We start from the raw sequence: 14,849 nt of genomic DNA, 5'->3' as shown, positions 1-14,849 counted from the left end.
GGCCTCCCGACCTGGCGATGCGGGCCGAGGTAAATGACAAGGGCTGATGATCACCGGCGCCGTCCCCTCAGGGCTTGCGGGTTGTGCTCGCTGTACCACCAGGTGGCGAAGCCGAGATTCATCTTGGGCCGCTTGTCCGGCCTGCCGAAGATGTCCCAGTACCCGATCCGGTCGACCGGATCGTAATACAGCATGATAGAATAGAACTGCCAGGTGATGTAGCGGTTGAACGCCCTGCTGGCCGCACCCCGTTCATCCCACTCGTTCGTAGCGACCAGGTAATCGACCATCTCGTCGACGACGGGATCGCGGGTCCCCTGGATGTTGAGCCCGCCTTTTTGGTCGGCATAGAGCGAATGCCAGCGGGACTTCTGCTCCGCGCCAGGCGGGTAAGCGGGCGGCATGAAGCCGGGCAGGATGTCGAACTCGAACTCGTGCATCCGCGTCTGGAACTGGGGAACATCCAGCAGCCTTGGCGTCGCCTGGATGCCGATGCGCCGCAGGTTCTGCGTGAACGGCAGGATCGTCTTCTCCATCTCGGAATCGAAGAAGATCATCTCGATCGAGGCAACATCGCCGGTAGCGATATTGGTCAGCCGGTTGTCACGCAGCTCCCACCCCGCCTGCTTCAGCAGGTCGAGGGCGGCCCGCATGTTCGACCGGATGTTGCCATTGCCGTCGGTGGTCGGCTGGCGGAACTCTGTGGTGAAGATCTCGTCGGGGATGCGGCCCCGGTACTTCTCGAGGATCTCCAGCTCACGGCCCTGGGGTAGACCCTCGAACATGAACTCGGTGTTGGGAAAATGTCCCTGCGCCCTCTGGTAAAGCCCGTAATAGCTGGTCTTCTGCGTCGTCTCGAAATCGTACAGGAAGTTGAGCGCCCGGCGGACACGGACATCCGACAATAACGGCCGGCGCAGGTTGAAGATCAGCATCCCATAGGATTCCGGTGCCTCGGACGGGAACTCCTCCTTCTTGAAGGCGCCGGTCCTCAAGGCCGGCAGGCTGCTGAAGCCGGTGGTCCATTCCTGCGGCGAGGTGATGCTCATGAAATCGAACTCGCCTGCCTTCAGCGCCTCGTAGAGGACGTTGAAGTCGCGATAATACTGGTAGGTGATCTGGTCGAAATTCCCCGTCCCGACATTCTGCGGCAGATCCTTCCCCCAATAGTCCTCGACGCGCTCCAGCGTGAAGGAGCGGCCGGGGTCGACGGCCTTGAGGCGCCGCCGGCCGCTGCCCAGCATCGGCTCCAGGATCGGCGCGCTGAAGTCGCGGGTCGACCACCAGTGCTTCGGCAGGATGGGCATTCCGGCAACGCCCATCAGAAGCTCGGGGTTCGACAGGTCCTTGGCGGTGAAGCGGACGGTGCGGTCGTCCAGTACGTCGATCCGGTCGAGATACTCGTAATAGGTCGCCTTGAAGTAGGGGGCCGCCTTCTCGCGGAAGGTCTCGTGGGTGAACAGGATGTCGTCCGTTGTGATCGGCTTGCCGTCGTGGAAATGCGGGCCGTCCCGCAGCCGGCAGATCAGCGAGAGCTTGTCCTCCGACTCCTCGACGCTTTCGGCGAGATTGGCGTATTCGACCGCGAGCTCGTCGAGATTGGAGGAGATCAGGGCCTCGTACAGCGCGCTCATGACGAGCCTGGTCCCTGTGCCGAGCGCCGAATAGTCGTTGAGCGTGTCGAAGGTCCCGAGCGTGCCGAGGATCAACTGGCCGCCCCTGGGCGCATCCGGGTTCACATAATCCCAATGCGCGAAGTTGGCGGGATATTGAGCGAGGCGGCCCAGCAGCGACAGGAAATGGCTCGGCGGCTTGTATCCGGGCCGGCCAGCGGGAGCCTGGGCGAAGGCGCGGGGCCAGGGCATGACCTGGGCCGCCGCGGCGAGCATCGAGCCCAACGTGAACTGCCGGCGGGTGACTCTCGGATCCCTCATCGCTGGCTCCTCATCCCTGTCCGCGCTTCGACGCTGCATCCTTCGCCGGATCGATCCACCACGCGTCGGGGAAGCCGGTGCCGTAATAGGGCGGCGTCTCCGGCCGAGCGAACTTGTCCCAGAAGGCGAGGCGGGTCTTGTTCAGATAATAGGACGGGATGATGTAGTGGCCGCGCAGCAGCACCCGGTCGAGCGCCCGGGTGGTGGCCTTGATCCTGTCGAGATCCTCGTGCTCGGCGATGATCTCCTTGACCAGCGCATCGACGACCGGATCCTTGATCCCGGCCCAGTTGCCGCTGTCCTGTTGGCCGGCCGTGGTCGACATGAAATAACTCTCCATCTCCGGGCCGGGCGGCGGGAAGAAGTTCGCCGCGATATAGATCATGTCGTAGTCGAAATCCTGCACGCGGCGCTGGTACTGCGGCGTGTCCGCGACGCGGATCTCGGCCTTGATCCCGGCCCGCGCCAGGTTGGCCAAGAAGGGCTCGACCATCCGCAGCACGCCGCCGTCACCATCGGCTTGGAGATACTCGAACCGGAAGGGCTGGCCTGTCGCCACATTGGTCAGGGTGCCGTTCCGGATCTCCCAGCCGGTCTCCTTAAGCAGGCGCCAAGCCTCGCGCAGCTGCGGCCGAATCTGGCCGGACCCGTCGGTCTCGGACACCGCGAAGGGGGTGGTGAAGGTCTCCGCCGGGATCCGGTCGCGGAAGCGCTCCAGGATCGCCTTCTCCTCGCCCTCCGGCAGCGGGACATCCGTGGTGCCGTAGTCCGAGTTCGGGAAGTAGCTCTTCGCCCGGACATACTGGCCGTAAAAGAGGTTCCGGTTCGTCCACTCGAAGTCGTAGAGCAGCGCGATCGCCTCTCGGACCCGCGCATCCTGGAAGATCGGACGTCGCGTGTTGAAGACGAAGCCGACGAAGCCGCTCGGTGTGTTGTCGGGCAGCAGCAGCTTCTGGACCCGGCCCGATTTGACGACGTCCCGCTCGTACTCCGTGGCCCAGCGCTTGGCGCTGTTCTCGGCCCAGAAGTCGAATTCGCCGGCCATGAAAGCCTCGAACATCACGTCCTGGTCGCGATAATAGGTGTAGGTGATCCGATCGGCGTTGTTCTGGCCTACATTGACCGGCAGGTCCTTCGCCCACCAATCGTCGATGCGTTCATAGGTGATGCTGCGGCCCGGCTCGACCTTGGTGATCCGGTACGGCCCCTCGGACAGCACCGGCTCGATATAGGATTTGGCGATGTCGCGGCCAGACGCCTCCCACCACCGCTTCGGCATCGGGCCGAAGCCGCAGACCTTGCCGAGGGTCCGCCAGTTGTCCCGGGTGGCGAAGTCGAAGCGGACCTGGCGTTCCGACACCAGCGTCGCCTTCTCGATATCGACCCAGAACTGCTTCAGCAGCGGGCGCGCATTCGCCTTGATGAAGTCGAAGGCGAAGACGAAATCATCGGCCAGGATCGGTGTGCCGTCCTGCCATGTCGCCCGGGGATCCAGGGTGAACACGGCATGGGACAGGTCATCCGGGACGGCGACACTTTCGGCGATCATCGGATAGTAGCTGGACAGCTCGTCGCCCGAGCCGGTCATCAGGCTGCTCAGGATGTTGCCGATGCCCGCGGCCCAGTCGCCGCCGACGCGGATGGTGTCCAGGCGCTCGAAGGTCCCGATCGCGGCGAGGCGGATGGTCCCGCCCTTCGGCGCCGCCGGGTCGACGTATTTGAATTGCGTGAAATCCGCCGGATAGATCGGGTCGCCGAACTCCGCGAAGCTCTTCAGCGTCGTCAGGTTGCCCGCACCCGCCGCCAGCTTGGGCCGCGCCAGGGCAGGGACGCCACCCAGGAGTGGAGCGGCGAAGCCCGTCGCCAGGGCCATCCGGCCGAATTCACGTCGCGTCAGCATGCTCTTCATCGACTAGCCCGGTTCAGCGCCGCATCTTTCGCCGGATCGATCCACCAGGTCGAGGGGAACGCGATCCCATTGGGGTCGCCGAAGCGATGCGACGGCTGCGTCTTCGGCTGGCCGAAGCGGTTCCAGTAGGCCACCCAGGCGTCGCTCTTGCCCCAATGCGGGATCAGGTAGCGGTTCCACAACAGCACACGATCCAGCGCGCGGGTCGCAACCTGCAGCGACGACAGGTCGCGGGCGGCCACGACCTTGTCGATCAGCGCGTCCACCGCCGGGTTGCGGATGCCCATGAGGTTGCCCGAGCCCTCGATTCCCGCCGCCTCCGAGCCGAAATAGCTGCGCAGCTCGCTGCCCGGCGGCGGGTAGAAGGTGTAGGCGAAGATGGTGACGTCGAAATCGAAGCGCTGATAACGCTGCTGGAACTGCGCCGCGTCGACAATGCGCAGGCTCGCCTGAATGCCGATCTGCCGCAGCCGGTCGATGAAGGGCTGGGTCACCCGCTCGAGCTGGGGCGTGTCGTCGAGGATCTCGAACCGCATCGGCTCGCCGGTGGCGATGTTGGTCATCACGCCGTCGCGCTGCTCCCACCCCGCCTCCTTCAAGAGACGCAGCGCGGTGCGGATGTTGTCGCGCATATTGCCGCTGCCGTCGGTCGTCGGCAGCGTGAACGGGGTGTCGAACAGCGCATCCGGCACCTGGCCGCGGAACGGCTCCAGCAGCGCCCGTTCCTCGCCCTCCGGCACGCCGGAGGAGCGGAAGCCCTCGGCGTTGAAATAGCTGGTCAGCCGCTCGTACAGGCCGAAGAACAGGGTCTTGTTCACCCATTCGAAATCGTACAGCCAAGCCAACGCCTCGCGCACCTTGGGGTCGGAGAACGGGGCGCGGCGCAGATTGAAGAAGTATCCCTGCATGCCGCGGGGATCCTCGCTGGCGATTTCGGCGCGGATGAGGCGGCCGTCGCGCACCGCCGGGATGTCGTAGCCGGTGGCCCAGAACAGCGAGGTGAACTCCTGCCGGAAGTCGGAGTTGCCGCCCTTGAACGCCTCGAACTCGGCGTCGCGGTCGCGGTAGTAGTCGTAGCGGATGCGGTCGAAATTCCACTGGCCGCGGCTTGCCGGCAGGTCGCGGCCCCAATAGTCGGGCACGCGCTCCCAGGCGAGCGTCCGGCCGGGATCGACCGACGCGATCCGGTACGGTCCGCTGCCGAGCGGCGGCTCGACCGTGTTCTGGCTGACGTCCCGGCCGTTCGCGGTCCACCAGTGCTTGGGGAGGATCGGCAGCGAGTTCGCCACCTGGCCGACCGCCTTGCGGGTGTTGCGGCTGGCGAAGGTGAAGCGCACCCGGTGGTCGTCCAGCGCCTCGGCGCCGGTCACGTCGCGGAAGAAGGACTTCAGGAATGGCTCGGCCTTGTCGCGCACCGTCTCCCAGCTCCACACCACGTCCTCGGCCGTCACCGGCACGCCGTCGTGCCAGCGCGCCTCCGGCCGCAGCGCGAAAATCGCCCAGGAGACGTCGTCCGGCACCGTCACGCTCTCCGCCAGCAGGCCGTAATAGACCCCGGATTCGTCCTGGCTCTCCACCATCAGCGAATCATAGAGCAGCCCCAGCGAGCGCGGCGGCGTGCCGATCGGGATCACGTTCAGCGTGTCGAAGGTGCCGACCGTGCTCAGCACCAGGCTGCCACCCTTCGGCGCGTCCGGGTCGGCATAGTCGAAATGGGTGAATCCAGCCGGGTATTTCGGCTGCCCGAACAGGGCCAGGGCATGGCTCGCCGCCGGCTCCTCCGCGCGAACGACGGCCGGGGCCGCGAGGGCGAGGGCGAGGGCGAGCAGGAGGGCGGTGACGATGCGCATGAGGCTCCCGGGCCGGACATCCGGCGCCGCCGTGGCGCCGGTCGATGGGCGGAGTCTAGGGAATCCCACGGCGCGGAATAAAGCCAAACATAAATGGAAACGGGACCGCTTTTGGCGGTCCCGCTCCGGAAGCTGGAAGGCTGCGGCGATCAGCCGCCGCTCTTCGGCGCCTGCTCCGACCCGCCGGCCGGCGTCTCGCCGCCCGCCGGGGGGGCGCCGCCCGCGGGGGGCGTGCCCCCGGCGGGGGCGGCATCCGGGCTCGGCAGCGGCGCGGGCGTGTCGGCGTTGGTGCGCAGCCAGGCGATCAGGTCGGCGCGGTCCTTCTCGCTCTTCATGCCGGCATAGGTCATGGTCGTGCCGGGGAGATGCGCCTTCGGGCCGGCCAGGAACTCGTTCAGCTCCTCATAGGTCCAGTGCGCGCCTTCCTCGTGCTTCTTCTTGATCGCGGCCGAGTAGTTGAAGTCTTCCTTGTGGCCCATCGGCGCGTCGACCAGGTTCCACTGGTTCGGCCCGACCTTGTTGGCGCCGCCCTTCTCGAAGGTATGGCAGGCGGTGCAGGCCTTCGACAGAGCCTGGCCCTTGGCCGGGTCGGCGGCGGCCAGCAACGGCGCGATCGGCGGGATCGACGGCCCGGCCTGCTCCGCGCCGGGCGCCGGCGCGGTGGCGACCGCGCTGGTGTCGACCTTGAATGCGTTTTCCTTCAGCGGCTCCGGCGAGACCAGGATGTCGGCCACGATGCCGGTCGCCATTCCGATGATGCCGGCCAGCAGGACAGCAGCGAATATTTTATTGAATTCCATGCCGGATCTCACCTCGAAGCGCGACGGCAACCTCCCCGGACGCACGACTCGATTCGACCGTGCGGGCCCGCGGGTCTTGTAGAGGCGTTGCAATCGGTCTGGCAAGGGGCGATGTCCGGCTGCGACACCCTTTGCCGCCGCCGCGGAGGACGGCCGCGCAGGCCGGCTCCAGCCTCGTCGCGTCTGGCCGGTCTTGACGCCGTCGCGGCAACGGAGGATGACGCGGCATCATGACCGCGTCCAACCCCATCGTCGTCATTCCCGCGCGCTTGGCCGCGACCCGCCTGCCGGACAAGCCGCTGGCCGACATCCACGGCGAGCCGATGATCGTCCATGTCTGGCGCCGCTCGGTCGCGGCTGGCCTCGGCCCGGTGGTCGTCGCCTGCGGCGACCGGCCGATCGCCGATGCGATCGAGGCGGCCGGCGGCACGGCGGTGCTGACCGACCCGGACCTGCCCTCGGGTTCCGACCGCATCGCCCAGGCGCTGCGCAGCGTCGATCCGGACGGCCGGCACGACATCGTGGTCAACGTCCAGGGCGACCTGCCGACGCTGGATCCGGCCTTGCCGCGGGCCGCGGTGGCGCTGCTCGACGATCCGGATGTGGATATCGGCACGCTGGCCGCGGTGATCGTGCGCGAGGAGGAGAAGACCAACCCCGCCATCGTCAAGGCGATCGTCGAGCGGGAGGAGGGGGCGCGGACCGGCCGGGCCTTCTACTTCACCCGCACCACGGCGCCGTCGGGCGAGGGGCCGCTCCTGCACCATATCGGGCTCTACGCCTATCGCCGGGCGGCGCTGGAACGCTATGTGACGCTGCCGCCCGCGGCGCTGGAGCGGCGCGAGAAGCTGGAGCAGCTGCGGGCGCTGACCGCCGGCATGCGGATCGATGTCGCCATCGTCGACACCGTGCCGCTCGGCGTCGACACCCAGGAGGAGCTGGAGCGCGCCCGGCGCCTGCTCGCGGCCCCTCTGTCGACTGGCGGAGCCGTGCGATGACCCGTGCCAAGAGGATCTCGTTCCAGGGTTGGGCCGGGGCCAATTCCGACATGGCGTCGCGCCAGGCCTTCCCGGATGCGGAGACGGTGCCGTGCCCGTCCTTCGAGGACGCGCTGGCGGCCGTGCATGACGGCCGGGCCGATCTCGGCATGATCCCGATCGAGAACTCGATCGCCGGCCGGGTCGCCGACATGCACCACCTGCTGCCGGAATCGGGCCTGCACATCGTCGGCGAGCACTTCCTGCGGGTGAACCACCAGCTGGTGGCGGTGCCCGGCGCGAAGCTGGCGGATATCCATGAGGTGCACAGCCATGTCCAGGCGCTGGGCCAGTGCCGGCAGTGGCTGCGGGCCCGCGGGCTGAAGCCGGTCAACCATGCCGACACCGCCGGCGCCGCGCGCATGGTGGCCGAGCGCGGCGACCCCGCCATCGCCGCCATCTCGAGCCGGCTGGCGGCCGAGATCTACACGCTGGAGATCCTGGCCCGCGACATCGAGGATGCGGAGCACAACACCACCCGCTTCGTCGTGCTGTCGCGCGACCCGGTGCGGCCGAAGCCGAACAACGGCCCGGTGATGACAAGCTTCGTGTTCGAGGTGCGGTCGGTGCCGGCCGCCCTCTACAAGGCGCTGGGCGGCTTCGCCACCAATGGCGTCAACATCACCAAGCTCGAGAGCTACATGCTGGGCGGCCGGTTCAGCCAGACCCAGTTCTATGCCGATGTCGAAGGCCATCCGGACGACCAGGCGCTGCGCTTCGCGCTGGAGGAGCTGCAGTTCTTCACCCGGAACTTCCACCTGCTCGGCGTCTACCCGGCCCACCCCTTCCGCCGCGACCCGAGCCAGATCGCCGCCGACGAGTGACGGGGAACTCATGGGCTGAGTGCGCTCGCCAGATCGGTCTGCTTGAAATCCTCGCCGACAAAGAGCAGCGGACAAGAGCGTGCCTTGGCCTCCGCATAGGCGAAGCAATCGCCGAAATTGAGGCCGGCTCGATGATATCCCTTGCCCCAACGGGCATAGGCTTCTGCCACCCGCCAGGACAGGGCAGGGGTGACGGGCGCGATCTCCATACCGGTCTCGGTGATCAGCCGCTCCATATCGCGGGCAAGCTGACGCCCGCCGGCGACGATCATGGCTTCCGCTACGGTGCCGGCCGATATGGCGAGATCCGGTTCGGACCCCAGGACCGCTGCACAGCGCTGAGCCTCGGGCTCCTTCATGATGATGGCCATCAGCGCCGAGGTGTCGACGATGATCACTTGGGCAGGCCGGCGTCGTCGTAGAGGAAGTCCTGGCTGCGGGCAGCGGAGGGACCGGGGCTCGCCTGACCAGCCGATGCCATGATCTCCGCGATGATGGCCTTCCGCTCGGCCAATGTCGGCTTTCTGGCCTCCGGCACCAGGCGAGCCACGGGCTGGCCGAACCGGGTCAGGACGACCTCCTCACCAGCCTCCGCACGGCGCACCAACTCGGTGAGCTGGGCCTTCGCCTCGCTGACGGAGATCTGCATGGTTCCCTCCCATCGATCGGGCGGTGTGGACATGCATGAAAGATGGTCTATCCGTTAGTCCAGACAAGCCGTGGCGACGTCTTGGCCGATGCTCACCCCTCCGCCAGCCAGTCCTCCAGCAGGCGCCGGGCGATGCTGTCGCGGCGGGGCAGGCGGAACGATTCGTCGTCGACATGGCGGCGCAGCCAGTTGCGCTCGAACCAAGCGGCCGATTCCAGCTCGTCCTGGTCGACCTGCAGCTCGGCGGTCACGGCGCGGCCGGTGAAGCCGACCATCAGCGACTGCGGGAACGGCCAGGGCTGGCTGGAGTGGTAGCGGACGTCGTCGACCCGGATGCCGGCTTCCTCCAGCACCTCGCGCTTCACCGCATCCTCCAGGCTCTCGCCCGGCTCGAGGAACCCGGCCAGCACCGAATGCATGCCGGGCGGCCACACCTTCTGGCGGCCCAGCAGCACCCGGTCGCCGTCATGGATCAGCATGATCACCGCCGGGTCGGTGCGCGGGAAATGCTGGGTGCGGCAGTCCGGATTGGTGCAGTCGCGGCGGTGGCCGGCGTCGCTGCTGGCCGTGGGGCTGCCGCAGACGCCGCAGAAGCGGTGGCGCGAATGCCACCACACCATGCCGCGGGCATAGGCCAGCAGGGCGCCCTCGTCATGCGGCAGCAGCGGGCCGACGGCACGCAGATCGAGGAAGCTGCCCATCCCGGCCAGCACCGGGTCGGCGGCCGGGTCGGCGACGCCACTGACATCGACCGCGAGATAGGTGACGTCGCCGTCGATGCCGAGCATCACCGTCTCGGCCGCGGCGCTGCGCCACCACGCCTCGGTCGCCGGCACCATCGCGACGTGCGGTGCCTCCGGCGGCCCGGCGATCAGGTTGCGGCCCTGCCACACCGGCAGGATCCGGGTGTGCTCGCTGACGGTGATGCGGGCGATCCACTCGGCGTCGCGGCGGAAGCGGCCGGCGCGGTCGAGCGACGGATGGACGTAGAAATTCGGGCGCAGCATGGTCCGACACTCGCACGGCCCCAGCCCTGGCGCCAGGGCCCGGAAAAGCAACTGTGCCATCCGGGAAGGACAGGTTAGATTGCCTAAAAATGACGGCCGACGGGAATCGGCCGGGACTGACGAACATGAAGGGGGTCACGTCTATGAGTTTCAGCCGCCGGATCGGCCTCGGCATGCTTGCCGCCACGGCCGTTGCCTTTGCCCTGCCGACCGCAGCCCAGGATTATCCGAACCGCGTCATCACCATGGTCGTGCCCTTCGCCGCCGGCGGGCCGACCGACACGGTGGCGCGGCTGATCGCCGAGCCGATGAGCAAGACGCTCGGCCAGCAGGTGATCGTCGAGAATGTCGGCGGCGCCGGCGGCACCATCGGCGCCTCCCGCGTCGCCAAGGCCGAAGCCGACGGCTACACCCTGCTGCTGCACCATATCGGCCAGGCCACCAGCGCCACGCTGTACCGCAACCTCGACTACAAGCCGGGCGAGGCCTTCGCCGGCATCGGCCTGGTCACCGACGTGCCGATGACCTTCGTCGCCCGCGGCGACTTCGAGGCGAAGTCGATGCAGGAGCTGGTGGAATATGCCAAGTCGCACAAGGACGACGTGACCATCGCCAATGCCGGCGTCGGTTCGGCCTCGCATCTCTGCGGCATGCTGTTCATGGATGCGATCGGCACGCCGCTGACCACCGTCGCCTACAAGGGCACCGGCCCGGCGATGAACGACCTGCTGGGCGGCGTGTTCGACTTCATGTGCGACCAGACCACCAACACCACCAGCCAGATCAAGGGCGGCAAGATCAAGGTCTACGCCGTCACCACCGACAAGCGCGTGCCGTCGCTGCCGGACGTGCCGACCACCACCGAGGCCGGGCTGCCCAACTTCAGGATCGGCATCTGGCACGGGCTCTACGCGCCCAAGGGCACGCCGCAGCCGGTGGTCGAGAAGCTCAAGGCGGCGCTGAAGCAGGCGCTGCAGGACCCGAACGTGATTGCCCGCTTCGCCGATCTCGGCACCGAGCCGGTGCCGCTCGACCAGGCCACCCCGGCCGTGCTCGACGCCCATCTCAAGGCCGAGATCGCCAAGTGGGAGCCGGTGATCAAGGCGGCTGGCGTCTACGCGGATTGAGTTCGCGCATCCCATTCTATCCCCTGATCCAGGAGCCGCGATGCGCCTCTCCATCCGTCATCCCAAGGACTTCTGGTCCGGGCTGATCTTCCTGGCCCTGGCGATCGGCTTCGGCTGGATCGCCCAAGGTTATTCCATGGGCCGCGCCATCAAGATGGGGCCGGGGTACTTCCCGACCGTGCTGGCCGGGATCCTGGCCCTGATCGGGCTGATCACCCTGGTGCGATCCTTCGTGCTGGAGGGCGAGGGCGTCGGCCAGTGGGCCTGGCGCGGCGGGGCGATCGTGCTGGGGGCGATGCTGCTGTTCGGCCTGCTGCTGCGCGGCGGCGGCCTGGTGGTCGCGCTGCTGGTGGTGGTCTTCGTCGGCGCCGCCGCCAGCGTCAAGTTCCGGCCGCCGGTCGCGGCCGCGGCGGCGGTGGTCCTGACCGCCTTCTGCGTCGCCGTCTTCGTCTGGGGGCTCGGCCTGCCGATCCCCATCCTCGGCCGCTGGTTCGGGAACTGAGGCGACCATGGACCTGCTGCACGACCTGATCCTCGGCTTCGGCGTCGCCTTCACGCCGACCAACCTCGCCTACTGCTTCGTCGGGGTGCTGCTCGGCACGCTGGTCGGGGTGCTGCCGGGCCTCGGCCCGACCGCGACCATCGCCATGCTGCTGCCGGCCACCTTCGTGCTGCCGCCGATCGCGGCGCTGATCATGCTGGCCGGCATCTATTACGGCTCGCAATACGGCGGCTCGACCACGGCGATCCTGATCAACCTGCCCGGCGAATCGGCCTCGGTGGTGACGGCGATCGACGGCTACCAGATGGCCAAGCAGGGGCGGGCCGGCGCCGCCCTGGCCGCCGCCGGCATCGGCTCCTTCTTCGCCGGCACCGTCGCCACCCTGCTGATCGCGCTGTTCGCGCCTCCCTTGGCCGCCATCGCGCTCAAATTCGGACCGGCGGAGTACTTCTCGCTGATGGTCCTGGGCCTCGTCGCCTCGGTCGCCCTGGCGCACGGCTCGGTCCTGAAGGCGCTCGGCATGATCGCGCTCGGCCTGCTGCTCGGCATGGTCGGGCAGGATGTCGAGACCGGCACGCCGCGCTACACCTTCGGCATCCCGGAGCTGTCGCAGGGCATCAACTTCGTCGCCATCTCGATGGGGCTGTTCGGCATCGCCGAGATCATCCGCAACCTCGAGGCCGAGCATCTGCGCGACGTCATGGTGCGCAAGGTCTCGGGGCTGCTGCCGACGCGGCAGGAGTTCCGCCGCATGACCCCATCGATCCTGCGCGGCACCGCGCTGGGCTCGGTCCTCGGCATCCTGCCGGGCGGCGGTTCGATCCTGTCCTCCTTCGCCGCCTATTCGCTGGAGAAGAAGATCTCCCGCCGGCCGCAGGATTTCGGCAAGGGCGCGATCGAAGGCGTGGCCGGGCCGGAATCGGCCAACAACGCCGGCGCCCAGACCTCCTTCATCCCGATGCTGACGCTCGGCATCCCGCCGACGCCGGTGATGGCGCTGATGGTCGGCGCCATGATCATCAAGGGCATCCAGCCGGGCCCGATGGTGATGACCGAGCAGCCGGACCTGTTCTGGGGCCTGATCGCCTCGATGTGGATCGGCAACTTCTTCCTGATCGTGCTGAACCTGCCGCTGATCGGCATCTGGGTGCGGCTGCTCAAGGTGCCGTACCACCTGCTGTTCCCGGCGATCCTGGCGTTCTGCTGCATCGGCGTCTACAGCCTCAACAACAACGTCTTCGACGTCTACCTGACGGTGGTCTTCGGCCTGGTCGGGTACATCCTGGTGAAGCTGGAATGCGAGCCGGCGCCGCTGCTGCTCGGCTTCATCCTGGGGCCGATGATGGAGGAGAACCTGCGCCGCGCCATGCTGCTGGCGCGCGGCGACGCCACGGTGTTCGTCACCCGGCCGATCAGCGCCGTGCTGCTGCTGCTGACCGTGGGCGTGCTGCTGGTGATGGTCAGCCCGGCGATCCGCCGCAAGCGCGAGGAGGCGTTCCAGGAGGAGGCGGGGTAGCGGCGCTTCGGCGCGCTCCTTCCGCCCGGACAGGAAATGTCGGGCAATTAAGCTTGGCCGGGCGCCGGATTTCCGCTTACCTGGACGGGACATCCGTCTTCTTGCTCAGCCGGTGACGCATGACCTCGCTTGCCGATCTCTCCGCCGTCGATCTCGTCGCCCGGTACCGCGACCGCAGCCTGTCTCCGGTGGAGGTGACCGAGGCGGTGCTGCAGCGGATCGAGGCCTGGGAGCCGAAGCTGCAGGCGCTGTGGGCGCTCGACCCGGCCGGCGCCCGCGCCGCCGCTTCGGCCTCGGCCGCGCGCTGGGCCGAGGGGCGGCCGCTCGGCCCGGTTGACGGCGTGCCGGTGACGATCAAGGAGAACATCGCGACGAAGGGCGTGGCGGTGCCGGTCGGCACCGCCACGACGGCGCTGGTGCCGGCGGCCGAGGACGCGCCGCCGGCCGCCCGGCTGCGCGAATCCGGCGCCGTCATCCTGGCCAAGACCACCATGCCGGATTACGGCATGCTGTCCTCCGGCCTCTCCAGCTTCCACAAGCTGGCGCGCAACCCCTGGGACCTGTCGTCCAATCCGGGCGGTTCCAGCGCCGGGGCCGGGGCGGCGGCTGCGGCCGGCTACGGGCCGATCCATGTCGGCACCGACATCGGCGGGTCGGTCCGCCTGCCGGCCGGCTGGTGCGGCGTCGTCGGGCTGAAGCCCAGCCTGGGGCGGATCCCGATCGACCCGCCCTATGTCGGCCGCGTCGCCGGGCCGATGACCCGCACCGTGGCCGACACTGCGCTGGCCATGTCGGTGCTGTCGCTGCCGGATGGGCGCGACGGCATGAACCTGCCGCCGGCGGAGATCGACTGGTCCGACCTGGCGATCGACCCGAAGGGGCTGCGCATCGGCCTGATGATGGACATCGGCGCCGGCATGGCGCTGGACCCGGAGGTGCGCGACGCGGTGGAGGCGGCGGCCCGACTGCTGGATGCAGAGGGTGCGGTGGTCGAGCCGGTGCCGGCGATCCTGACGCGGGAGATGCTGGACGGGCTCGACGATTTCTGGCGGGCCCGCTCCTGGGATGATGTCGAGAAGCTGCCGCAGGAGAGCCGGGCGAAGATCCTGCCCTATATCCGCGCCTGGGCGGAATCCGGGGCGCAGCGCTCCGGCCTCGCCGTGATCCGCGGCTTCAACCGCACCATGGAGATGCGAAAAGCGGCCGCCAGGCTGTTCGGCTCGTTGGATTTCGTGCTGTCGCCGACGGCACCGGTCGCGCGCTTCCCGGCGGAGCTCGCCTCGCCGCTGAACGACCCGGACAAGCCGTTCGAGCACATCGGCTACACCGTGGTCTGGAACATGTCGGAGCAGCCGGCCGTGTCGATCAACTGCGGCTACACCCGGGCCGGGGCGCCGATCGGGCTGCAGATCGTCGGCCGCCGCTTCGACGATCTCGGCGTGCTGCGCCTGGCCAAGGCCTATGAGGACCGCCGCGGCCCGCAACGGCCCTGGCCGGTGCTGTAGAGGGCCGGTTTCCGGCTCCCTTCACCGTCATGGCGAGCCCCGCAGGGGCGTGGCCATCCAGCGGTACCGCCCCATAGGTGGCCACGGCGCTTCGCGCCTTGCCATGACGGCTTTGAGGTGCTGATTGAAACAGGTGTTGATTATCATTCGCATCTGTTATTGGGTGCGCCCGACGCAACGCCTCACCTC

At 68.1% G+C, this 14,849-nt stretch carries 13 protein-coding genes; 6 read left to right on the top strand and 7 right to left on the bottom strand.

Features of this window, described 5'->3' with window-relative positions:
• Positions 1-50 precede the first annotated feature (50 nt).
• The 4 genes from ACFW16_RS06030 to ACFW16_RS06015 all read right to left on the bottom strand — a co-directional run bounded on the left by ACFW16_RS06030 (position 51) and on the right by ACFW16_RS06015 (position 6,493).
• On the bottom strand, positions 51-1,934 hold the full coding sequence (locus tag ACFW16_RS06030) for an extracellular solute-binding protein (protein ID WP_380302846.1): 1,884 nt from the start codon (positions 1,932-1,934) through the stop codon (positions 51-53).
• 10 nt (positions 1,935-1,944) lie between these two features.
• A complete protein-coding gene (locus ACFW16_RS06025) occupies positions 1,945-3,834 on the bottom strand; it encodes an extracellular solute-binding protein (RefSeq protein WP_380302844.1) in 1,890 nt (629 codons plus the stop codon).
• Positions 3,835-3,839: 5 nt separating this feature from the next.
• Positions 3,840-5,693, bottom strand: coding sequence for an extracellular solute-binding protein (locus ACFW16_RS06020; RefSeq protein ID WP_380302842.1), 1,854 nt, complete (start codon positions 5,691-5,693; stop codon positions 3,840-3,842).
• 149 nt (positions 5,694-5,842) lie between these two features.
• Positions 5,843-6,493: a c-type cytochrome gene (locus ACFW16_RS06015; protein WP_380302840.1), complete on the bottom strand. Its 651-nt coding sequence runs from the start codon at positions 6,491-6,493 to the stop codon at positions 5,843-5,845.
• A 230-nt stretch (positions 6,494-6,723) separates the two neighbouring features.
• Here ACFW16_RS06015 and ACFW16_RS06010 point away from each other — a divergent pair, with 230 nt between their 5' ends.
• Together ACFW16_RS06010 and ACFW16_RS06005 are read left to right on the top strand one after the other, a co-directional pair.
• On the top strand, positions 6,724-7,491 hold the full coding sequence (locus ACFW16_RS06010; RefSeq protein ID WP_380302838.1) for a 3-deoxy-manno-octulosonate cytidylyltransferase: 768 nt from the start codon (positions 6,724-6,726) through the stop codon (positions 7,489-7,491).
• A complete protein-coding gene (locus ACFW16_RS06005; protein ID WP_380302836.1) occupies positions 7,488-8,354 on the top strand; it encodes a prephenate dehydratase in 867 nt (288 codons plus the stop codon). Before ACFW16_RS06010 ends, ACFW16_RS06005 begins: the two co-directional genes overlap by 4 nt.
• An 8-nt stretch (positions 8,355-8,362) precedes the next feature.
• On the opposite strand, the gene ACFW16_RS06000 is transcribed toward ACFW16_RS06005, so the two are convergent.
• The 3 genes from ACFW16_RS06000 to nudC all read right to left on the bottom strand — a co-directional run bounded on the left by ACFW16_RS06000 (position 8,363) and on the right by nudC (position 10,010).
• A complete protein-coding gene (locus ACFW16_RS06000) occupies positions 8,363-8,752 on the bottom strand; it encodes a type II toxin-antitoxin system VapC family toxin (RefSeq protein ID WP_380302834.1) in 390 nt (129 codons plus the stop codon).
• The gene (locus ACFW16_RS05995; RefSeq protein ID WP_380302832.1) at positions 8,749-9,003 is read right to left on the bottom strand and encodes a type II toxin-antitoxin system Phd/YefM family antitoxin; all 255 of its coding nucleotides are present in this window, start codon (positions 9,001-9,003) and stop codon (positions 8,749-8,751) included. The genes ACFW16_RS06000 and ACFW16_RS05995 overlap by 4 nt, the downstream gene beginning before the upstream one ends.
• Before the next feature lie 92 nt (positions 9,004-9,095).
• Complete coding sequence (gene nudC, locus ACFW16_RS05990) at positions 9,096-10,010, bottom strand: NAD(+) diphosphatase (RefSeq protein ID WP_380302830.1); 915 nt, start codon at positions 10,008-10,010, stop codon at positions 9,096-9,098.
• A gap of 143 nt (positions 10,011-10,153) precedes the next feature.
• On the opposite strand from nudC, the gene ACFW16_RS05985 reads away from it, so the two are divergent.
• The 4 genes from ACFW16_RS05985 (at position 10,154) to ACFW16_RS05970 (ending at position 14,660) form a co-directional block, all read left to right on the top strand.
• A complete protein-coding gene (locus ACFW16_RS05985; RefSeq protein ID WP_380302828.1) occupies positions 10,154-11,137 on the top strand; it encodes a tripartite tricarboxylate transporter substrate binding protein BugD in 984 nt (327 codons plus the stop codon).
• A 40-nt stretch (positions 11,138-11,177) separates the two neighbouring features.
• Entirely contained in the window at positions 11,178-11,639 is a 462-nt protein-coding gene (locus tag ACFW16_RS05980; protein ID WP_380302827.1) for a tripartite tricarboxylate transporter TctB family protein, read from the top strand.
• A gap of 7 nt (positions 11,640-11,646) precedes the next feature.
• Positions 11,647-13,155 (top strand): tripartite tricarboxylate transporter permease, encoded by a 1,509-nt coding sequence (locus ACFW16_RS05975; RefSeq protein ID WP_380302825.1) that lies wholly within the window; start codon positions 11,647-11,649, stop codon positions 13,153-13,155.
• A gap of 119 nt (positions 13,156-13,274) precedes the next feature.
• Positions 13,275-14,660, top strand: a complete 1,386-nt coding sequence (locus tag ACFW16_RS05970; protein WP_380302823.1) for an amidase — start codon at positions 13,275-13,277, stop codon at positions 14,658-14,660.
• Positions 14,661-14,849 lie beyond the last annotated feature (189 nt).

It is taken from the genome of Inquilinus sp. NPDC058860 (assembly GCF_042743185.1).
Taxonomy (GTDB): Bacteria; Pseudomonadota; Alphaproteobacteria; order DSM-16000; family Inquilinaceae; genus Inquilinus.
The sequence above is the reverse complement of the archived record's forward strand: the minus strand, read 5'-3'. Positions and strand labels throughout refer to the sequence as shown.